Raw genomic sequence first — 20,435 nt, 5'->3', positions numbered from 1 at the left:
ATGCCGGCCACGCTGATGCGGCGCTTGCGCCTGGGCGCCCTCCTGTGCGCGGCGGCGCTGCTGAGCGGCTGCGCCGCCGTCACCGTCAGCGCCATTTCTCCGGCCGACTACCTGCAGCAGCGGCGCGGCGACATCCTCACCACGGGCAAACTCAGCGCCTCGGCCAGCGAGGTGCTGCGCATCATCGGCAGCGACATCGCCGCCTGCGAAGCCAATACGGGCAGCTGCCGCGCCGACCTGGCCCGCTCCGAGTTGCTCAGCGACGAGCAGCGCCTGGCGACGCTCTCCGAATTGTGGCTGGAAAGCGCCCTGGCCGAAGAAAAACAGGGCGGCCACCCCAGCGCCGAGCGCCTGGCCGCGTGGCTGGAATCGGCCCGCTATGCCTACGCCTACCTGTTCTACACGACGCGCACGCCGGGCCAGCGCGCGTTCGAGGAACGCCAGACGCAGATCCGCGACTACTACAACTACGCCGTGCAAAAAGCCGTCGGCAACCTGTTCCGCCACCGCGGCGAATACCGCCCTGACGGCCATGTGATCCGCGTCGCCGGCTGGCAGATCGACAGCGAATTGTCGGCCCTGCGCCTGCCCGAGGACGGCACCCTGCCCGAAGAACTGCTGCCGGCCACCTCGCTGACGTTCTCCGGCCTGCGCAATGTGTACCGGCGCGACGGCTTCGGCGCCGACCTGGTGGCCGTCATGCCCAAGCCCCCGGCGTCGAAAGGCGACTATGTGCCGTACCAGGAGACGCGCTTCCCCGTCGTCACGGCGCTGATCCGCTTCGACGGCAACAGCCTGCAGGAGGTATTGGCCACGCAGCAGCTGCTGGTGATGCTGGTCGATCCGACGCGCAGCGAATCGACACGGCTGGCGGGCCAGGAATTGCCCGTGGCCGCCAATTTCACGGCCGGCTATGGCCTGTGGCTGGCCCGCTCCGGCTTCGGCGTGCAGGCGCTGCGCACCCTGTTCGGCCGCGCCGACGGCATTTCGCGCCCGCAGGTGCACCTGATGCAGCCCTACGACCCGAACAAGCGCACCATCGTCATGCTGCACGGCCTGGCCAGCAGCCCGGAAGCGTGGATCAACGTGGCGAATGAACTGATGGGCGACGAACAGCTGCGCCGCCGCTACCAGATCTGGCAGGTGTACTACCCGAGCAACGCGCCGCTGGCCGCCAACAACGCCGCCATCCGCAAGGCGCTGGCCGCCACCCTGGCGCAGTTCGACCCGGCGGGCAAGGCCGACGCGGCAAACGACATGGTCTTGATCGGCCACAGCATGGGCGGCGTGCTGGCGCGCCTGATGGTGTCCGACGCCAGCAACACCCTGCTCGACGCCATCACGGAAGAATACAATTTGAAGGGCAAGAAGGCGGAAAAAGTGCGCGCGGGCCTGGCGCCCTACCTCAATTTCACGGCCATGCCGCAGGTGAACCGCGCCATCTTCATCGCCGCGCCGCACCGCGGCACCTCGTTCGCCAACCACAAGGTGGCGCGCTGGATCGCCAACCTCGTCACCTTGCCCATCACCATGCTCGACCAGCTGTCCGACGCGGCCGGCAGCCTGGCGCAGCTCGACACGGGCAGCAGCGAACCGCTGCGCATCCCCAACAGCATCGATAACCTCAGCGACAAGGACCCGTTCGTGCGCCTGGTGGCCGACCTGCCCATCAGCCCGAACGTGCGCTACTACTCCATCATGGGCAACGACACGCCGGACCTGCCCCTGGCGGAATCGAGCGATGGCGTGGTGCCGTATGCCAGCGCCCACCTCGACGGCGCCCTGTCGGAAAAAGTCATCCCCTCGTGGCACAGCGTGCAGGAAAGCCCGCAGGCGATCCTGGAGATACGGCGGATCTTGCGGCTGCCGGACAACTTGCCCTGATCGGCCGCATATATCTCGCTGTCCGATGCCGGAAAAATGCGCTTTTCGCTTGATAAAGTTGCGAAACATGATAATCTTGTGTGTAAGACGCCTGGCGCATATACCTGAGGAGCGAACATGACAGCGCATCTGCATCACGACACTCTGGCGCCCGAGCGCCGGGAATGGACCGACAACGACCTGCGGGTAGTGGAACAATTCTCGCAATTGGTGAACGCACAGCTCGACCTATTGGCGCAAGGTCCCGGGCGCGAGCGCCTGATCGACCTGGCCACGCGCGCGCTCGATGCGGCGCGCGCCTCTCTGCGCGCCGCCCCGCCATCGATACCGCGGCAACTTCCGGTGTCAAAACTCAAGGTATCCGATGTCATTGGGCAAGGATGGGTGGAACTGTCGCAAGCGTCGCTGTATCGCGCGGTGGAAAACCAGCGGTTTTATTGCGTGACGCCCAAGGGACGCAGTATCGGCAAGGAGTTTCCGGTGTGGCAATTTGTCCAGCCCGTGCCGGAACTGATCGCGCCCGTGCTCGCCATTCTCGCCGGCCAGCCCGGCAGTGACATTCATGCCTTCTGGGTCAGCAGCGCAGACGAACTCAACGAACTGTCGCCGGCAGAGCTGCTTGCAGGCAAATCGTTCGAAACGCGGGCCGAAGTGCATCCCAGTCAGCAGGCGCTGCTGTATCTGCCAGCCAGCGAGAGATTGCGCAAGGTGCTGGCGGCGGCGAAGTGGCAGCATAGGGGCATGGCCGATATCGTAGGCTAGCCCCGCATGACGCTACAACTGAAAGATACGCTTGTCCCGCCAGAAATGATCACGCGCCTGCCGGCGCTGGCATTGCTGCGCGCTGAATTATTGAGTCATATCATCACCCATCCAGCAGGCCAGGCCCTGGTGCGCGCGGCGTGGAACACGGCATCGATCTGGCCATTGAAAGTCCAGCGCACCTACCGCTTCGGCCCGCCCGCCGAACTGGCAGATGCGGCCGGCTTCCCCTATCACTGGGCGTATCTTGCGGACGATGCCTACACGGCGACCTGGGAAGCCCAGCTTTGCCGTAACGACGTCACGCGCCCGGGCACCTTTTACATAGATCACAACGCGCAACAAGCGCTGATTGCAACCTTGTCATTCAGCGCCCCGCTGCAATTGCTCGATCTGACCGGGCTGGCCGCCAGCAGGCTGGGCATTTACGATCAATTGCACAGCCCCGATCACGGCTGGTGCCAATGGCTGGGCTGGCAGCTGGATCAGATCATTGCACAGGAGGCAGGCGCGATTCATGGCTTCGTGTATCCATCGCGCCGGCAGCCCGGCAAACTTGCCTATGCAATATCCTCTCGCCATATGACAACATTGGGGACAAGCATGGCGTGCGCCCATGTGCAATTCGGCAGCACTGAAGCATATGCGCGCTTGCTGGCCGACCGCCTGCGCGTGGATCCGCCCTGAGCTGATGCTCCCTACGCCGGCTCGCGCCACTTGTCCTTGATCTCCAGCATGGCCGGCAAGTGTTCGATGAACAGCGCCAGCAGGTCCGGATCGAAATGCGTGCCGCTGTCGCGCTGCATGGTGGCGATCGCGTCCGACACCGTCCAGGCGGGCTTGTAGGGGCGCTCGCTGGTGAGCGCGTCGAACACGTCGGCGATGGCGACGATGCGGCCTTCGTGGGGGATTTCCTCGCCTTGCAAGCCGTGCGGATAGCCGCTGCCATCCCATTTTTCATGGTGCGTCAGGGCGATGGTGCGCGCCATTTTCAACAGGCCGCCCGCGTGCTCGCCGATGATGGCCGCGCCGATTTCCGCGTGGCTGCGCATGACTTGCCATTCGTCCGCATCGAGCTTGCCCGGCTTTTGCAGGATGGCGTCGGGGATGCCGATCTTGCCCACGTCGTGCATGGGGGCGGCATTCAATAAATCTTCCGCCCTGGCCGCGCTGTAGCCGGCCGCCAGCGCCAGCTGGCGCGCGTAATAGCTCATGCGGATGACGTGCATGCCCGTCTCGTTATCCTTGTATTCGGCCGCCTGGCCCAGGGTCTGGATCACCTGCAGGCGCGAACGGCGCAATTCCTCGGCGTCGACCAGCGACAGGTGCGTGCGCACGCGGGCGCGCACGATGGGCGGGCTGACGGGCTTGGTGATGTAGTCGACGGCGCCCGCGTCAAAACCGTCCGCCTCGTCCTTCACGTCGCACAGGGCGGTGACGAAAATGACGGGAATGGACGCAGTGACCGGCATGGCTTTCAGCTGGCGGCACACTTCATAGCCCGTCATGGCCGGCATCATGATGTCGAGCAGGATCAGTTCGACGGGGTTGTTCTGCGCCAGTTCCAGCGCCTTCTCGCCATCCTTGGCGTACAGCAGGCGGTAATCGTCCTGCAGAATCTGGCGCAGCACCTGCAGATTCGTCGCTTCGTCGTCGACCAGCAGCAGGATCGGTTTGTCTTCTTGTAAGGTCATCGTCAGTCCAGTATCAGGAAAGGTCGGCAGGCGCAGGAGCCTCGAGCCACGCCAGCAGCTGGCGCAGCACGCCCACGGCACGCGCAAATTCAAAGTCGTCGATGGCGCCAGCCAGCGCCTGCAGGCGCGGCTGCTGGCCGTGCGGCGCCAGCATGGCGGCGATCTGCGCCATCAGGGCGTCGTCCAGCTGCCCTCCCTCCAGGCTGGCGATGGCTTGCCGCAGCAAGACGCCAGCGGCGGATGCATCGAGGGGCGCACTGGCGGCCGGCGCTTCCACGGCCACGGCCGGCATATTTACCTCTTCCAGTTCGCCGGCCAGCGCCATGAAGGCGGCGGCCAGCTGCACCAGCAATTCGGTAGCCGGCAGCTGGCGCGCGATCGCTTGCTCGATGCGGCCCAGCAGGCTTTCGACCTGCACCAGGCACAGGTTGCCCGCCGCGCCCTTGATACGGTGCAGCAGGTGGCCGGCCACGCTGCCGCCGCCGCGCTCCAGTTCCGCCGCCAGCATGGCGGCGCAGTCGCCATTGGCCTGCACGAAGCGGCCGATCGCCCGCTGCAGGGCTTCGCGGCCGCCCCACAGGGCGATGCCGCGCTGCCAGTCGACCTGGCCGGCGGCCGCACGCGCCGCCGCGCCGGCCGCCGGCGGCGGCATGGCCACGGCGATATCGAGCAGGCGGGCGATTTCCGCCGTCAGCTTGTGCATTTCCAGCGGTTTCGAGGCGAAGCCGTTCATGCCGGCCGTCTGCGCGGCGCGGCGGTCCTGTTCCAGCACGCTGGCCGTCAGGGCGATGATGGGCGTCGCCTTCAAGCCCTGCTCGCGCTCGTGCACGCGGATCAGGCGCGTCGCTTCCAGGCCATCCATGCGCGGCATCTGCACGTCCATCAGGACGATGTCGAAGCTGCCCTTGCTGAACTCGCGCACGGCGCTCTCGCCGTCGCTGGCGGCGATCACCTGGTGGCCGGCCGCGCCCAGGCTGATCAGCAGCAGCTCCACGTTCTGCGGCACGTCGTCGGCGGCCAGGATGCGCAGCGGCGGCAAGGCCACCACGGGCTGCTCGCTGCGGCGCGACACGGCCTTGCCCGGCGCCAGCGGCAGCAGCACGTGGAACACGCTGCCCACGCCCAGGGTGCTTTCCACCGTAATGGTGCCTTTCATCAGCTCGACCAGCTGCAGCGAAATCGTCGTGCCCAGGCCCGTGCCGCCAAAGCGGCGGCTCATCGAGGAATCGGCTTGCGTGAATGGCGCGAAGATCTTGTCCAGGCGGTCGGCGGGAATGCCGATGCCCGTGTCGTGCACGGCGATATGCACCTGCTCTCCCCGCATGCCGACGGCCACGCGCACATGGCCCACTTCCGTGAACTTGACGGCGTTGCCGATCAGATTCGTCAGCACCTGCTGCACCCGGCGCGCGTCGCCCAGGAAGAACTGCCCCATGCCGGGATCGACGTCGACGTGCAGCACCAGGTCGCGCGCGTGCGCCGTGATGCGCAGGGACGCGGCCACGTGGTCGACCAGGTCGGGCAGCGAGAAGTCCACCAGTTCCAGCTCAGTGGCGCCTTTTTCCAGCTTGGCCGTGTCGAGGATGTCGTTGAGCAGCTCGAGCAGGGAACGGGCCGACTGGCGCACCGTGCCCAGGTGACGGCGCTGCAGGCTGTCCAGCGCGGTCCCCAGCAGCACTTCCGTAAAGCCGATGATGGCGTTCATCGGCGTACGGATTTCATGGCTCATGTTGGCCAGGAAGCTGGTCTTCGATTCGGCGGCCAGCTCGGCGCGGTCTTTCGCCGCGCGCAGGTTTTCCTGCATGGCGCGCCGTTCGCTCACGTCGGTGGCCAGCTTGACCACCTTGAACGGCTTGCCGTCCGTGTTGAAGATCGGGTTGTACGAGGCCTGTATCCACACTTCCCGGCCATCCTTGCCGATGCGCTTGTATTCGCCCGTATTAAATTCGCCGCCCGCCAGGTGCTGCCAGAATGCGATGTAGTCGGGCGAAGTCACGTGGGCGGGTTCGCAGAAGATGCTGTGGTGCAGACCCAGCACGTCGTCGAGCCGGTAGCCGACCAGGTCGAGGAAATTCTGGTTGGCCGCCAGGATGCGCCCCTGCAGGTCGAACTCCGCGACCGCCGTCGCGCGCGAGATGGCCGTCACCTTGCCCTCGTATTCGGCGTTGCGCAATTCGCTTTCCGTGATGTCGAGGATGACGCCGTCGATCCAGCGCACCACGCCGTCGTTGTCGAGCACGGGGCCGCTGCTTTCACGCACCCAGCGCTCGCGCCCGTCGCGGTGAATCATGCGATAGACGTTCTCGAAATCGCGCCGTTCCCCGGCCGCCTGCACGCAGGTGTCGTTGACGCGCTGGCGGTCGTCAGGATGCACGAGGTCGAACAGCCTGACCCGCCCTTCGATGAAATCCTGCGGCATCCAGCCCGTCAGGTTGAAGACGGCGTCGCTGATGAAGATCATCTTCCATTCGGGCGCGAAGCTGCAGTGGAAGGACACGCCGGGGATATTGCGGATCAGGGTGCGGTACTGGCGCTCGCTGTCCTTGAGCGCCTGCTCCATGCTGCGCGAAGAGCGCATGTCCGTGACAAACGCGACAAACAGGGGCTGGCCCGGCGTGTCGATCTTGCCGATCGCCACGCGCATGGGCAGCACTGCGCCGTCCTTGTGGCAGCCATCGAGCTCGCGTCCGCTGTCGAGGATGCGCGAGGCACCCGTTTCCAGGTAGTCGCGCAGATAGCCCTCGTATTCGGCCGCGTCGCCCGGCTGCAGCAGCACGCTGGCGTCGCGTCCCACGATGTCCGCTTCGCGCCAGCCGAACAGGCTTTCCGCGGCGGGATTGAAGGAGCGCACCTTGCCCTGGCCATCGATGGTGATCAGGCCGTCGGCGGCCGTGTCGACGATGGCGCGCAGGCGCGATTCGCTGACGCTGGCGTGGCGCAGCAGCTGGCGGTAGCGCAGCAAGCCGTTCGCGGCCGCCACGAAGACGGTCAGGGTGATGGTGATCAGGGCCACGGCCAGGGCCACGAACGAGGCTTGCACGGTGATCGTGTTCTCGCCGGCCGTGGGGGTGCCGGAAAAGCGCGCGGCCAGCATGCCCGTGTAATGCATGCCGGAAATAGCCAGGCCCATCACCACACTGCTGACCAGCAAGGACGCCAGGGGACTGAGGCGCAAACGCATGGCGCTCAGGCCGAAGCGTATCCACAGCGCCAGCATGGCCATGACGACGGCCACCAGCAGCGACAGGGCGAACAGCCACGGCTCGTAGTGCAGGGTCAGCGAGGTTTGCATGGCGGCCATGCCGCTGTAATGCATGGAACCGATGCCCACGCCGACGAGCACGCCGCCCACCACCAGCTGGCGCCAGTCGATGCTCGGACGCGCCAGCAAATGCAGCGCCACCCACGACGCGGCCACGCCGGGCAGCATGGACAGCAGGGTCAGGCCGGGCTCGAAGGAGACGCGCGTGCAGATGTCGAAAGCCAGCATGCCGATGAAATGCATCGACCAGATGCCGCCGCCGAGCGCGATGGCGCCCGTGATGATGGCCGTCTGGCGCTGGAATCCCCGCTCGCTGCTGCGCGCCATGCCGGCGATCTGCAGGGCCATGAACGAGGCAAAGATGGCGATGCCGATGGAAAACAGCACCAGCCAGGCATTGTGCGTGCCGTAGATATACGGCAATGTATCGTTCGATACGGCAAAGATGGAACTCAGCATACTGTCGTGAACTCAATAGAGTGAAACGTGACGTCGCAAAACATGACGGCGCACCGCGCGCCGGCGCCCGGCCTTTTAGTAAAGCGGAAACACAGCGAAAATGACAACGGTAGCAGTCGACCAGGGCAAGGCTCGGTCATCACGCCCGCGCCTGCCGCGCGGGGAAAGGTGCTTTTTACAGAGGGAAAAAGCGGAATGCGTACGAACTCTGGCGCGGATGGCTGGCCGCCAGCGTGACGATGATTTTTTAAAGAGCCATGAGTATAGTTGCTTTGCGAAAATATTCATAGGACTTCAGCAATACAGTTATCAAAAATGATAGTTATTGCGGCGGCGATGCGACACTGGCCCGTCTGCGCCTACCCCTGCGGCCAGCGCGCGCGGATGGCCGCGGATTCCTGGCTGATCGGCCCAGCCGTCTCGCGGACAGGGATACCGGCCAGTCTACAGCGGCGGCTCAGTTCCTCCCTGATCTGGCACAGCGTCCAGCGCTGCGGCACGGGCAAGTTCAGGCCCACCACGCGGATCAGCGGACAGTCCGCGAGAGTCGTGTAGAGCAGCAGCTCCACGCGCGCCAGCGGTGCCGGGGTCCGATAGACCTGCAATGCGCCCGCATACGTGACCACGTCCAGCCGCTGCAGCTGCGCCAACTCCAGCTGCACGCTTTTATCCCAGCCGGGCAGGCACCGCGCGTGGCGCCGCAGCAACAGGCCCGCATCGCCAAGTTCCACATGAAAGAGCAAAGCGCGTCCGGGAAACAGCACCAGGCCCGCGATCCAGGCGGCCAGAGCCAGCGGACCGAACAACACTGCCTCGCCCGCGTACGGCACGTCGCGCCAGACGGCTTGCCCGACAAAGGCGAGGATCAGCGCGCAGCCGGCCAGCAGCACGCTGCGCGACAGCACGGGACGCATGTCCGCCATCAGCGCCGCCTGGGCCGCGGCATCGTCGGCCGCCGTAAAGCATATCCATTCCGCGCGCGCCGGCTTCAGCCTGGGTCCCAGCTCCCCGCTCAAGCGGTCGGCGCCAGCATGCCGCGGAACCACGCCAGCTGTTCGCGCGTCAGGTAGTTGGCGCCATCGCCATGCAGGATGACGATCTCGACCTCGGCGGGAATCGACGCGATCAATTGCGCGCCCGTGACGGGAATCTTCGGAAAATTGATGCCGGCCAGGAAGGCAGGGTCTTCCGCCACCGTCACGCACTGGCGCTCGGGATTCGGCGACGGCACGAGGAACAGGTCGATCTGCTCGCTCTGCCCGCCGATAACGACGTGCAATTGCGCGGCCAGCAGTTCGGGCAGGATCAGCTCGATGTTGTTTTCGGCGCGCGATTGCTGGAAAGCGCTTTTCAGGGGCGTGAGGACGTGTGTGGCGGTCATGGGATCAGTAGAAAATGAGGACGGCGGCAGTGTAGCAGAGGCGCCCGGCCGGGCGCGCTCCGCTGGCGCCACGGCTACAGCTTGTAGTTCAGGGACAGCAGCACGCTGCGCGGCGCGCCGTAGCGCTCCAGCCCGCCCGACCACGCATAACCGAGGCCCTGGTAGTAGCGGCGGTCGAGCACGTTGTCGACGCTGACGCGAAGCTGCAGCTGCTCGCTCAGGCGGTAGCCGGCCGTCAGGCCGACGATGGCGTAGCCGCCCTGCTGCGTCAGGTAGCCCGTGTCGCGGCGGTAGATCTTGTCCTGCGCGGATACGGAGGCGCCCAGGTTCCACCGCGCCAGGCTGCCGCTCAGCTGCACAGTCGTGTACAGCTTGAACAATTGCTTCGGTTCATCCGTGGCGATGCGCTGGCCGATATTCGCCGCCACGCTGTCTTTCGTGTACTTGGCCAGCACATAGGTATAGCCGCCCGCGATCTGCCAGCCCGGCAAAGGCGAGCCAGAGAGTTGCAGATCGACGCCTTCGCTCCGCACCTGCCCGGCCGCGCGGGCGCAGTAGATGGCGCCGCCCGTCGGGCAATTGACTTCATCGGCCATGGCGCGGTTGTTTTGCTTGATGCGGAACAGGGCGCCGCTGGCGTTGAGCCTGCCGCCGAAATACTCGCCCTTGACGCCCGCTTCCAGATTGGTGCCGCTCAGCGGCGGCAAGGTATTGCCGCCCACGTCGAGCACGCTTTGCGGCTGGAATATCTGCGTGCCGCTTGCGTACAGGGAGTGATGTTGATCCACATCATAGACGAGACCCGCGTACGGCGTAAATTTCGCGCTTTCCGTCAGATCGCGGCGCCAGACTGGGTTGATCGAATACCAGCCCGTGACGTCCTGCGCATACCAGCCGAAGCGACCGCCCAGCACCAGGCGCAGCGGATCGGCCAGGCTGAAGTTGCCGGCCGCATAAATACCCTTCTCGTCCGTCTTGCGGCCCCAGTTGTACGGCTCGAACGGCGCGCCGTTCATGCGGTAGGCATGGGGATTCCAGTGGCGGATGTCGATCACGCGCGCGGCCGCCCCTTCCCAGCTCTGGCCCGCGTCCGAATCGTCGTGGCGGTAGCTGGCGCCGACGATGACGTCGTGCTGGCGGCCGAACCAGGTGACGGGGCCGCTCAGGCGCCAGTCGGCCACCACCTGATCCGTGTTGTACTTCCAGCCCGTTTCCGACTGGCTGAAGCGATAGATCTCGCCATCGATGCGGCTATTGGTGGTATTGCGCGTGCTGGAAGAGGCATCGATGCGCGTGATGGCAAAGCGGCTGCGCCAGCCCTTCTCCAGCCTGGTTTCCAGGTCGGCGAAGACGACGTTGTTGTCGCGTTTCTGGAACGAATCGGCATTATTCAGGAAGGTCGAGCGGGGCAAGTCCATGTGGCGGCCGTCGGCAAACGTCGGCAAGCCGACAAACACGCCATCGGTGCGGCTGTGCTGGCGCGAGAAACCGATGCCGGCCGTGGTGGACGGCGTCAGGTCCGCTTCGACGATCGCATACACGGTGCCATTGCTGTTGTTGACCACGTCGACGAAACTGTCGCTGTCGCGCCAGCTGGCCGCCACCCTGCCGCGCACGCTGCCCGAGGCGTTCAGGGCATTGCTGGCGTCCACCGTCAGTTGCTTGTCCTTCCAGCTGCCCACGTGCACGGACGCGTTCAGCAAGGGCGTGGCCGTGGGGCGCTTGCGTATCATGTTGATGCTGCCCGACGGCGCGCCCGCCCCTTCCATCAAACCCGTGGCGCCGCGCACCACTTCCACCCGGTCGTACATCAGCATGTCGGCGGAAACATTACGCTCATTAAACCCCGTGACATCCAGCGGCAAGCCATCGACATTGACGTGGCTCAAAGCAAAACCGCGCGCAAAATACGTGGTTTCCTGGTCGGACACGCCCTGCGTCTTGCCATACAAGCCAGGCGTGGCGCGCGCGACATCCTGCAAGGTGGTCAAATCGAAATCTTCCATCTGCTGGCGCGCAATCACGCTGACCGTTTGCGGCGTGTGGCGCTGCGACAGGTTCAGCCCCGTGGCCGTCGACATGGCGCGCGACGTATAGAGGCCCGTGCCTTCCGTGGCGCGGTCCGCCTCGGCGCTGACGACGACGGCCGGCATGCTGGCCAGACCGCTCTCGGCCGTGCTGGTATTGATCTTGCGTAACAGGTAATTGCCGCTGCCGCCGTCCACCACGTCCAGTCCGCTGCCTTGCAGCAACGTTTGCAAGCCGGCCGCGACGCCATAACGGCCCCGCAAGCCCGGCGTCGCCAAGCCGTCGAGCGCCACGCCCTGCGTGGACAGGTTGATGCCGGCGGCGATGGAAAACGAGGCCAGCGCATCGCGCAGGCTGCCGGCGGGAATGCTGTAGTCGCGCAGGCTGGCGGCCGGGCTGGACTCGGCCGCCAGCGCCATGTGCGGCAAAGTGGCGCTGGCCGCGCCCACGGCGAGGAGCAGGACCAGCGCGGCGCGCACGGCGCCGGTGGTGGGATGGAGCGTCATGCGCGCTGCTGTCAAGCTACGGTGCTGCAAAGCCATGTAAACCCTTTCGATGGTTCGGATTGTTCGTTCTCTACCTTGTATGACGAAGCAATCCGAAAAAGGGACAGGGGAAATGCACATGGCGGCGCTTGCCGGGGATAACAGTATCTTCGAGTCGTAGGTCGGCTTAGCCCACAGGGCGTAAGCCGACACGCTCAAGCCGCCTCGACACTGATCCAGTAGCGCGTGCGGCGCGCCAGCCGGATCGGCAAGGCCCGTTGCAGCAAGAGCAGGATGTTGTCCGGGTCGTGCAACTGGAAGATGCCGTCCACGGGCATGGCGGCGAGCGCCGGATCGCAGCGCAGCACGCCGTAGCGGTAGCGCGCCACCTGTTCCAGCACCTCGCCCAGCGGCATGCGCTCGGCGATCAGCACGCCCCGCAGCCAGGCGTCAGCATGCGGCGCCAGCGGCGTCAAGGCGGAAATGGCCACGTCATCGAAACTGCCCTGCCGGCCCGCATCGACCCTGCGCACGGCATCGGTAGCTTCCCTTGGCCGTATCTCGACGGCGCCCTCGCTGACCCTCACCCGCGTGCGCGGTGCCAGCACGCTGCCCCCTGGCGCACGCTGAAGTGCGTACCGAGCGCGCGCACGACCCCATTGCTGCTGCGCACGAGAAACGGGCGCGCCGGCACGGCCTGGTCGTGCGCCGTGGCAACGTGGATTTCCCCGGCATGCAAGGCCACCAGCCGCGCCGCCCCGTCAAAGCGCAGGTCGATGGCCGTGTCCGTATTGAGCACCAGTTGCGTGCCATCGGGTAATGTCATGTGGCGGATTTCCCCCTGGCCGTGCGGATGGCCGCGCGCCACGCCTGCCAGGGCGCCGATTCGCTGGCCAGCCACAGCGCCGGCCCGGCCGCGATCAGCCCCGCCAGGCCGTAGAGCACGGCACGCTTGTGCGGCGACTGCGGCGACGCATCCGCCGTCTGGCGCAGCGCCGGCGGCACGCTGGCCAGGGTGCCGCACACGAGCTCGGCCCGTTTCCACGCCGCCTCATGCGCGGGATCTCCGGCGCGCCAGGCCTGGAAGGCTTGCTGTTCGTCAAGGTTCAAAGGCCCCCGTGCAGGCGCACCAGCCATTGCGCCGCCGCGCGGGCGGCGCGCGGGTCGATGGCAGCCGTGCTGGCGTTCACAGGATCAAGAGGATGCAGCGCTCGAACGCCTGCACCATGTAGCGCTTGATGCTGCGCTCGCTCACGGCCAGGCGCCGGGCGATTTCCCCGTAAGCGAGGCCATCGACATGCGCCAGCAGGAAGGCGTTGCGCACCAGCGGCGGCAAGCCGTCGAGCATGGCATCGATGCGCTGCAAGGCCTCCAGTACCAGCAAACGCTCTTCCGGCGACTGCATCAGCAGATCGGGCTGCTGCGCCAGCGTTTCCAGCCACGCCTGCTCCAGCGACAGGCGCCGGTAATGGTCGATCAGCAGGCGCTGCGCCACGGTGGTGAGATAGGCACGCGGTTCGCGCAAGCTGTGCCGGCCCTCGGGCGGCGCCGTCAGCAGGCGCACGAAGGTATCCTGCGCCAGGTCGGCCGCATGGTCGGCGCACTGCAGCTTGGCGCGCAGCCAGCGCATCAGCCAGCCGTGGTGGCTGCTGTAGATGCCTGCTATCGACTCGCTGGACTGCGCAATGTTCACTAGGGGGCTCCGATGCGCGCAAGGCAAGGCGCGGCCAATTGATAATAATTCTCATTATCGCAAACAGTGCCGCCCGGCGTCAACGCCAGCGCCTGCCCGCGCCTGGAAACTGTTGTTTTAGGCTGTGCAGCGCGGCTGTCGCGCATCCGTCATGCAATGCGGCATGCCGGCAGTCCAAGGACGGCCGACGGCTTACGCCGGCGCGGGTTTCCCGGGCTTTACGGTCAGCACGAAGGGAATGGCCAGCGGCCCCAGAAACACCACCAGGATGGCCCTGACGGCAGTGGTTTTCAAGCTGCGGCATTTGGCAATGAAGAGACAAGCGAAGGCCGACCGCGACCAGATCAGGGCCGGCAGGCAGGTAGTCATCATGCACTCCGGACACGCCTTGGAAGGCAGGAAAGCTATGCTGACACGGAAATGTGGGCGCCGCAACGGCAGATTGCGCATCTGCCCCGCGGTTGGCCGGTGTGGACGGATCTTTCAGGCATTCTTAAGACTGCCAAGCCGGCTTACGCCGTTTCCAACGATACCAAGATCAATGCTGACCGATCTTCATGATCTTCAACGCGTTCGTGCCACCGACCTTGCCCATCGGCTCGCCCCAGGTCAGCACGACGGTGTCGCCCTTGGCCACGACTTTATGTTCCAGCAACAAGTCTTCCGCTTGCTGCAAGACCTTGTCGCGGTCGGTGCCGGACGTCAGTTCCAGGGTGCTGACGTTGCGGTACAGGGCCAGCTTGCGGCGCGTGCCCACGCTCGGGGTCAGGGCGACGATGGGGATGTCGATGTTGCAACGGCTCATCCACAGGGCCGTGGAACCCGATTCCGTCAGCGTGGCAATGGCTTTCACGCGCAGGTGGTGGGCTGTAAACAGCGCGCCGTAGGCGATCGACTGGTCGATGCGCGAGAACGTGGCGTTGAGGAAATCGGCATCCAGCTTGCAGGTATCCCACTTTTCCGCGTCCAGGCAGATGGCGGCCATGGCTTCCACCGTTTCGATCGGGTAGCGGCCCGAGGCCGTTTCCGCCGACGTCATGACGGCGTCCGTGCCGTCGAGCACGGCATTGGCCACGTCGGACACTTCCGCGCGGGTCGGCACGGCATTGACGATCATCGACTCCATCATCTGCGTGGCCGTGATCGCCAGCTTGTTCGACGCGCGCGCCATCTTGATCATGCGCTTTTGCAAGGCCGGCACGGCCGCATTGCCCACCTCGACCGCCAAATCGCCACGGGCCACCATGATGCCGTCGGAAGCGTCGAGGATTTCCTGTAGCGCAGGAATGGCTTCCGCCCGTTCGATCTTGGCGATCATCATCGGCTTGTGGTCCCACGCTTCGCCGGCGATATTGGCCAGCTGGCGCGCCATGACCATGTCCGTGGCGTTTTTCGGGAACGAGACGGCCACGTAATCGGCCTGGAAGCTCATCGCCGTTTTCACGTCTTCCATGTCTTTCGCCGTCAGGGCTGGCGCGGACAAGCCGCCGCCCTGGCGGTTGATGCCCTTGTTGTTCGACAATTCGCCGCCGATTTTCACCGTCGTGTGGATTTCGCTGCCGACGACCTTGTCCACCGTCAAGACGATGAGGCCGTCGTTGAGCAGCAGCACGTCGGCAGCGCGCAAGTCGCGCGGCAATTCCTTGTAGTCGAGGCCGCAGCGCTCGATATTGCCCAGCTCGCCGTTTTCGCCCCATTTCGCGTCGAGGATGAACTTGGCGCCGTTTTCCAGGAAAATCTTGCCTTCTTCAAACTTGCCAACGCGGATTTTCGGGCCTTGCAAGTCGGCCATGATGGCCACTTCGCGGCCGCACAGGGCTGCCGCTTCGCGCACCATGCGGGCGCGGTCGATATGGTCTTGCGCCTTGCCATGCGAGAAGTTCAGGCGCACGACATCGACGCCGGCCTTGAACATGCGGACCAGGGTATCGATATCGTTCGAAGCGGGGCCGATGGTGGAAACGATCTTGGTGGCGCGTTGCTGTACTTGCATGGTCATGGTGTGCTGCTTTCTATAAGGTTCGTGCTGCTGCAAGGGCCGGCCTTGTGGGCCGGCCGTCCTGGTGCGCTGGATCAGCGCTGGTTCTTTCTTACTTGGCCGCCATCAGGGCGACCGTGGTGTCGAGCATGCGGTTCGAGAAGCCCCACTCGTTGTCGTACCACGACGACACTTTCACGAGGCGGCCCGAGACCTTGGTCAGGGTCGCATCGAAGTTCGACGAGGCCGGGTTGTGGTTGAAATCGATGGAAACGAGCGGTTCCGTCTGGTATGTGAGAATGCCTTTCAGCGCGCCTTCCGACGCCGTTTTCAGCAAGGCATTGACTTCCTCGACGCTGGTATCACGCTTGGCGATGAAGGACAGGTCGACCAGCGACACGTTGATCGTCGGCACGCGCACGGCGAAACCATCGAGCTTGCCATTCAGTTCCGGCAAGACCAGGCCGACAGCGGCGGCCGCACCCGTCTTGGTGGGGATCATCGAATGCGTGGCCGAGCGGGCGCGGCGCAAGTCTTCATGCATCACGTCGGACAAGACCTGGTCGTTGGTGTAGGCATGCACGGTGGTCATCAGGCCCGATTCGATGCCGATGGCGTCGTTGAGCGGTTTCACCAGAGGCGCGAGGCAATTCGTCGTGCACGAGGCATTCGAGATGACCGTGTCCGTGGCTTTCAGCACGTGCTGGTTGACGCCGAACACGATGGTGGCGTCCACGTCCTTGCCGCCCGGCGCGGAAATGATGACTTTCTTCGCCCCGCCCTTTAAATGGGCCGAGGCTTTTTCCTTGGTGGTGAAGAAACCCGTGCATTCGAGCACCACGTCAACACCCAACTCTCCCCACGGAATCAAGGCCGGATCGCGCTGCGCGAAGACGCGGATGCGGTCGCCGTTGACGAGCATGTTCTCGCCATCGATGGTGACGACGCCGGGAAACTTGCCATGCACCGTGTCGTAGCGCGTCAGATGCGCATTCGACTTGGCGTCGCCCAGGTCGTTGATGGCGACGATCTCGATATCCTGCTGCTTGCCGCCTTCATAAAACGCGCGCAAGACGTTGCGGCCGATGCGGCCATAGCCATTGATGGCAACTTTGATGGTCATGCTGTCTCCTTGTTGTTTTGCTTAAAACTAACCCAGGTGCCAAAACCGGGGTCGGACCTTAAGGTCCGACCCCAGCATTTGCCATTGGGTTAAAAAGAATTAACCACTATTCCGCAACCCCGCCGCAATCCCATTGATCGACAAATGGATCCCCGTGCGGGCCGCCGCATCCTGTTTACCTTCACGAAAACGTTTCAGCAGTTCCACCTGCACGTGGTTGAGCGGGTCGATATACGGGAAACGGTTGCGTATCGAGCGCTGCATCAGCGGATTGGCTTGCTGCAACTCTTCCTGGCCCGTGATCAGCTTCAAGGCGGCCAAGGTGGCTGCGTATTCGGCGCGGATACGCGTAAAGATGGCGTCGCGCAAGGCCTTGTCCTTGACGAGTTCCGCATACTTGCCGGCGATGGCGATGTCGCTCTTGGCCAGCACCATATCCATGTTCGACAGCAAGGACGTGAAGAAGGGCCAATCCGTGTACATGCCGCGCAGCACGTCCGCGCCGTCCGCGGGATGGGCGGCCAGGTAGGCTTGCACGGCGGAACCGAAACCGAACCAGCCCGGCAGCATCAAACGGCATTGGGCCCAGCTCAAGACCCAGGGAATCGCGCGCAAATCCTCGATGGACGTGGATTTCTTGCGCGAGGCGGGACGGCTGCCGATATTCAGTGCGGCAATTTCCGCGATCACCGTCGATTCCCAAAAGTACTGTTCGAAGCCGTCCGTGCCGTAGACGAGGTCGCGGTAAGCGTTCAAAGCCGTGCCGGACAGTTCTTCCATGGCGGCCAAATGGCCCGCGCCGGCCGAAGCCTTCGGCTGCAGCTGCGCCTGCGGCAGCAGGGTCGACTGGATGGTGGCGGCCACCAGCACTTCCAGGTTGCGGCGCCCTACTTCCGGGTTCGCATACTTGGCCGTGATGACTTCGCCCTGCTCCGTCAGCCGGATCTGGCCCTGCACGGCGCCGGCCGGCTGGGCCAGGATGGCTTCGTAGCTGGGTCCGCCGCCGCGGCCGACGGAACCGCCGCGGCCGTGGAACAGGCGCAGCTTGATCTGATATTGCTTGAAGACCGTCACCAGCTCGATCTCGGCCTTGTAAAGTTCCCAGCCGGAGGTCAAGAAGCCGCCGTCCTTGTTGCTGTCGGAATAGCCGAGCATGACTTCCTGCTGGTCCGCGCGCGACGCCAGCAAGCCCCGGTAGAACGGCAAGCCGAAGGCGCGCGCCATGATGGCGGGGCCGGCGCGCAAATCGTCGATCGTTTCGAACAGGGGAATGATATTGACGTCCACTTCGCGGCGGTCCTGGCGCAGCAGACCCACTTCCTTCAGCAACAAGGCCACTTCCAGCAAGTCCGACACGCTGGCCGCCTTGGAGATGATGCAGTTCGGCACCGATTCCTTGCCGTATTTGACGTGGGCTGCGCGCACGGCGCGGAAGATGTCGAGTTCGGACGTCGTTTCTTCCGAGTACTGTGCATACGGCGACGCCAGCAGGCGCGGCGATTCCAGCTCGGCCAGCAGCAAGCTGATGCGCTGCTCTTCATCGAGGTCCAGGTAGACCAGGCCCGGCTGGGCGCCCGCGAACAGTTCGCCCACGACGCGCTCGTGCACGTCGGAATTCTGGCGCAAGTCCAGCGGCGCCAGCGAAAAGCCGAAGACCTTGACGGCGCGGCGCAGCTGGCGCAGCCGGCCCCGCGCCAGTGCGCGCAAGCCATTGCTGACGAGTGAATGCTGGACCACGTCCAAGTCGGCCAGCAGCTCGGCGGCCGCAGCGTAAGGCTGCACGCCGTCCACCTGCTTGCCCTTGCCAGAGAGCACCACGCGCGTCGCATCGAGGCGCGCATGGATACCATGCAGGGCGCGGCGGTACGGTTCATCGACCCGGTGCGGCGAGGCATCGGCCGAGCGTTCGGCCAGCGCGCGCAGCGGCTCGCTGCAGGCGTTCAGGATTTGCGCCAGCGACAGTTGAGAAGCGAGCTTGCGCAATTCGCCGAGGTAAAAATCGAGCACCTTGTCCGCCTGCGTCTGCAGGGTGCTGCGCAGGATGTCGGCCGTGACGAAGGGATTACCGTCGCGGTCGCCGCCTATCCAGCTGCCGACCTTCATAAAATTGGGCAATTCCGCATCTTCCCAGCGGGCATCGCGCTGGGCCAGCATCGTTTCCAGCGAGGAATACAATTTCGGCAGTTCGCGCAAGATCGTGTGGTCGTAGAACGACAGGCCATTGGCCACTTCATCCATGACGGACAGCTTGCTCGTACGCAACAAACGCGTTTGCCACAGGGTCACGATGCCTCGTCCCAGCGCTTCTTCGTTCTGCTCCGCCTCTTCCGGCGTCATTTGCACGCGGTCGCGCTCGCTCAACAGGCGCGCGATGGCCATCTGGCAATTCTGGATGCTCTTGCGCTGCACTTCCGTCGGATGGGCCGTGAACACGGGGCTGACAAACGCATCTTCAAAGAAAGTTTCCAGCGCATCGGCCTTGCCCGCGTCAAACACATTGCCGACGGCATGGCTGAGACTGCCCTGGCGCGGCGGCGAACCGGCGATCAAGTGGGCGCGCGTGCGGCGGATGTGGTGTTGATCTTCCGCAATGTTGGCCAGCAGCGAGAAATAGCTGAAAGCGCGCGTCAATTGCGTGGTTTCTTCCTGCGACAGCGCTTGCAGCGCATCGGACAGCTGCGCGCGCGCTGCTTCATCATTGTCGCGGCGGAAACGGATGGCCAACTGGCGCACATGTTCGATGCGCTCGAAGGCGGGGTCGCCCAGATGGTTGCGGATGGCGTCGCCCAGCAGACGGCCCAGCTGGCGGATATCGCTGCTCAGCAGCTCGTCTTTCACTTCATTCATTTGCATGGTATTCATTTCCTGGGGCGGCCACGGCGGCACCGCACAGATTGCGTAGTACGCGCTCCCCGGCCCGGGAAACGCCCATCATCCGATTTTTGTAGTAAATTTACCTTATTGCTTCACCATCCTCTTGATTTTCATCAATAAAATCCATGCCCAAAGGGCTCGGCAGGGGCTTGCGAGCTGTTTGCCATGGCAACAATATGAAAATTTACTACGCATTTAAGCGAAAGGCAATCAACTTTTGTCTTTCGAGGCTGAAAAGTGACGGCGCAACACACAGGGCCCGCGCTCTCCTGTATGCTGCGGATGAAACAAGGATGTAATCCACATCTTATGAACGATGCCCATGCGACTGACTGCCTATACCGACTACACCCTGCGCACCCTGATGTACCTGGGCGTGCACCGCGACCGCCTCGTCACCATCCAGGACATCGCCGACCTGCATGCGATTTCGAAAAACCACCTGATGAAGGTGGTGCACCAGTTGGGCCTGTCGGGCATCGTGGAAACCGTGCGTGGACGCAACGGCGGCCTGCGCCTGGCGCGCGACCCGGCCGAGATCAATATCGGCACGGTGGTACGCGAGACGGAAAGCGATTTCTTCATGGCCGAGTGCTTCAACAAGGAAAACAATACCTGCCCGCTGACGCCCGATTGCCTGCTGAAAGCCAAGCTGGGCCAGGCCACGGCCGCCTTCCTGGCCGTGCTCGACACGGTGACCCTGGCATCGATACTCGAAGCGGCGCCGGGCGCACCCGCGCTGGCGGCCGGCGTGATTCCCCTGCGCGTGGCAAAGTAAGCGTGCCACAAACAACAATGCCCGGCGAACCGGG

At 64.5% G+C, this 20,435-nt stretch carries 17 protein-coding genes; 4 read left to right on the top strand and 13 right to left on the bottom strand.

Annotation, left to right across the window (positions count from 1 at the left end; translation table 11 throughout):
* From ACRHIG_RS16525 to ACRHIG_RS16515, 3 genes are all read left to right on the top strand, one after another.
* Complete coding sequence (locus tag ACRHIG_RS16525; protein ID WP_489627128.1) at positions 1 to 1,884, top strand: esterase/lipase family protein; 1,884 nt, start codon at positions 1 to 3, stop codon at positions 1,882 to 1,884.
* A 117-nt stretch (positions 1,885 to 2,001) separates the two neighbouring features.
* Positions 2,002 to 2,646: a hypothetical protein gene (locus ACRHIG_RS16520; protein ID WP_489627127.1), complete on the top strand. Its 645-nt coding sequence runs from the start codon at positions 2,002 to 2,004 to the stop codon at positions 2,644 to 2,646.
* A gap of 6 nt (positions 2,647 to 2,652) precedes the next feature.
* On the top strand, positions 2,653 to 3,333 hold the full coding sequence (locus ACRHIG_RS16515) for an RES family NAD+ phosphorylase (RefSeq protein ID WP_489627126.1): 681 nt from the start codon (positions 2,653 to 2,655) through the stop codon (positions 3,331 to 3,333).
* An 11-nt stretch (positions 3,334 to 3,344) separates the two neighbouring features.
* Here ACRHIG_RS16515 and ACRHIG_RS16510 read toward each other — a convergent pair whose 3' ends face one another.
* The 13 genes from ACRHIG_RS16510 to ppc all read right to left on the bottom strand — a co-directional run bounded on the left by ACRHIG_RS16510 (position 3,345) and on the right by ppc (position 19,602).
* Positions 3,345 to 4,340: a response regulator gene (locus ACRHIG_RS16510; RefSeq protein WP_489627125.1), complete on the bottom strand. Its 996-nt coding sequence runs from the start codon at positions 4,338 to 4,340 to the stop codon at positions 3,345 to 3,347.
* A gap of 13 nt (positions 4,341 to 4,353) precedes the next feature.
* Positions 4,354 to 8,061: a PAS domain S-box protein gene (locus ACRHIG_RS16505; protein ID WP_489627124.1), complete on the bottom strand. Its 3,708-nt coding sequence runs from the start codon at positions 8,059 to 8,061 to the stop codon at positions 4,354 to 4,356.
* 359 nt (positions 8,062 to 8,420) lie between these two features.
* Positions 8,421 to 9,077 (bottom strand): hypothetical protein, encoded by a 657-nt coding sequence (locus tag ACRHIG_RS16500; protein WP_489627123.1) that lies wholly within the window; start codon positions 9,075 to 9,077, stop codon positions 8,421 to 8,423.
* A complete protein-coding gene (locus tag ACRHIG_RS16495; RefSeq protein ID WP_489627122.1) occupies positions 9,074 to 9,442 on the bottom strand; it encodes a hypothetical protein in 369 nt (122 codons plus the stop codon). Before ACRHIG_RS16495 ends, ACRHIG_RS16500 begins: the two co-directional genes overlap by 4 nt.
* Positions 9,443 to 9,516: 74 nt before the next feature.
* On the bottom strand, positions 9,517 to 11,976 hold the full coding sequence (locus tag ACRHIG_RS16490) for a TonB-dependent siderophore receptor (RefSeq protein WP_489627121.1): 2,460 nt from the start codon (positions 11,974 to 11,976) through the stop codon (positions 9,517 to 9,519).
* 194 nt (positions 11,977 to 12,170) lie between these two features.
* Positions 12,171 to 12,563 carry a FecR family protein gene (locus ACRHIG_RS16485; protein ID WP_489627120.1) on the bottom strand — a complete coding sequence of 131 codons (393 nt, stop codon included), beginning with the start codon at positions 12,561 to 12,563 and terminating at the stop codon, positions 12,171 to 12,173.
* Positions 12,539 to 12,781 carry a FecR domain-containing protein gene (locus tag ACRHIG_RS16480; protein WP_489627119.1) on the bottom strand — a complete coding sequence of 81 codons (243 nt, stop codon included), beginning with the start codon at positions 12,779 to 12,781 and terminating at the stop codon, positions 12,539 to 12,541. Before ACRHIG_RS16480 ends, ACRHIG_RS16485 begins: the two co-directional genes overlap by 25 nt.
* A complete protein-coding gene (locus ACRHIG_RS16475; protein WP_489627118.1) occupies positions 12,778 to 13,065 on the bottom strand; it encodes a DUF4880 domain-containing protein in 288 nt (95 codons plus the stop codon). Before ACRHIG_RS16475 ends, ACRHIG_RS16480 begins: the two co-directional genes overlap by 4 nt.
* A 76-nt stretch (positions 13,066 to 13,141) precedes the next feature.
* Positions 13,142 to 13,648 carry a sigma-70 family RNA polymerase sigma factor gene (locus tag ACRHIG_RS16470; protein ID WP_489627117.1) on the bottom strand — a complete coding sequence of 169 codons (507 nt, stop codon included), beginning with the start codon at positions 13,646 to 13,648 and terminating at the stop codon, positions 13,142 to 13,144.
* Between the two features lie 192 nt (positions 13,649 to 13,840).
* A complete protein-coding gene (locus ACRHIG_RS16465) occupies positions 13,841 to 14,017 on the bottom strand; it encodes a hypothetical protein (protein WP_489627116.1) in 177 nt (58 codons plus the stop codon).
* A 169-nt stretch (positions 14,018 to 14,186) separates the two neighbouring features.
* Positions 14,187 to 15,647, bottom strand: coding sequence for a pyruvate kinase (pyk, locus tag ACRHIG_RS16460; protein WP_215404338.1), 1,461 nt, complete (start codon positions 15,645 to 15,647; stop codon positions 14,187 to 14,189).
* 91 nt (positions 15,648 to 15,738) lie between these two features.
* Entirely contained in the window at positions 15,739 to 16,749 is a 1,011-nt protein-coding gene (gene gap, locus ACRHIG_RS16455; protein WP_475414960.1) for a type I glyceraldehyde-3-phosphate dehydrogenase, read from the bottom strand.
* Positions 16,750 to 16,848: 99 nt separating this feature from the next.
* Positions 16,849 to 19,602, bottom strand: a complete 2,754-nt coding sequence (ppc, locus tag ACRHIG_RS16450) for a phosphoenolpyruvate carboxylase (protein ID WP_489627115.1) — start codon at positions 19,600 to 19,602, stop codon at positions 16,849 to 16,851.
* Between the two features lie 343 nt (positions 19,603 to 19,945).
* Between ppc and ACRHIG_RS16445 the strand changes: the two genes are divergently transcribed.
* Positions 19,946 to 20,401 (top strand): RrF2 family transcriptional regulator, encoded by a 456-nt coding sequence (locus ACRHIG_RS16445; protein WP_475414958.1) that lies wholly within the window; start codon positions 19,946 to 19,948, stop codon positions 20,399 to 20,401.
* Positions 20,402 to 20,435: the final 34 nt, after the last annotated feature.

The sequence above is a fragment of the Janthinobacterium sp. C22 genome, from assembly GCF_057919405.1.
The sequence above is the reverse complement of the archived record's forward strand: the minus strand, read 5'-3'. Positions and strand labels throughout refer to the sequence as shown.

Excerpts from the sequence above, each read along its gene's own strand:
- ACRHIG_RS16525 (WP_489627128.1), top strand. The coding sequence starts at position 1 with ATGCCGGCCACGCTGATGCGGCGCTTGCGCCTGGGCGCCCTCCTGTGC.
- ACRHIG_RS16520 (WP_489627127.1), top strand. The coding sequence starts at position 2,002 with ATGACAGCGCATCTGCATCACGACACTCTGGCGCCCGAGCGCCGGGAA.
- ACRHIG_RS16515 (WP_489627126.1), top strand. The coding sequence starts at position 2,653 with ATGACGCTACAACTGAAAGATACGCTTGTCCCGCCAGAAATGATCACG.
- ACRHIG_RS16510 (WP_489627125.1), bottom strand. The coding sequence starts at position 4,340 with ATGACCTTACAAGAAGACAAACCGATCCTGCTGCTGGTCGACGACGAA.
- ACRHIG_RS16505 (WP_489627124.1), bottom strand. The coding sequence starts at position 8,061 with ATGCTGAGTTCCATCTTTGCCGTATCGAACGATACATTGCCGTATATC.
- ACRHIG_RS16495 (WP_489627122.1), bottom strand. The coding sequence starts at position 9,442 with ATGACCGCCACACACGTCCTCACGCCCCTGAAAAGCGCTTTCCAGCAA.
- ACRHIG_RS16490 (WP_489627121.1), bottom strand. The coding sequence starts at position 11,976 with ATGACGCTCCATCCCACCACCGGCGCCGTGCGCGCCGCGCTGGTCCTG.
- ACRHIG_RS16480 (WP_489627119.1), bottom strand. The coding sequence starts at position 12,781 with ATGACATTACCCGATGGCACGCAACTGGTGCTCAATACGGACACGGCC.
- ACRHIG_RS16465 (WP_489627116.1), bottom strand. The coding sequence starts at position 14,017 with ATGACTACCTGCCTGCCGGCCCTGATCTGGTCGCGGTCGGCCTTCGCT.
- pyk (WP_215404338.1), bottom strand. The coding sequence starts at position 15,647 with ATGACCATGCAAGTACAGCAACGCGCCACCAAGATCGTTTCCACCATC.
- gap (WP_475414960.1), bottom strand. The coding sequence starts at position 16,749 with ATGACCATCAAAGTTGCCATCAATGGCTATGGCCGCATCGGCCGCAAC.
- ppc (WP_489627115.1), bottom strand. The coding sequence starts at position 19,602 with ATGCAAATGAATGAAGTGAAAGACGAGCTGCTGAGCAGCGATATCCGC.
- ACRHIG_RS16445 (WP_475414958.1), top strand. The coding sequence starts at position 19,946 with ATGCGACTGACTGCCTATACCGACTACACCCTGCGCACCCTGATGTAC.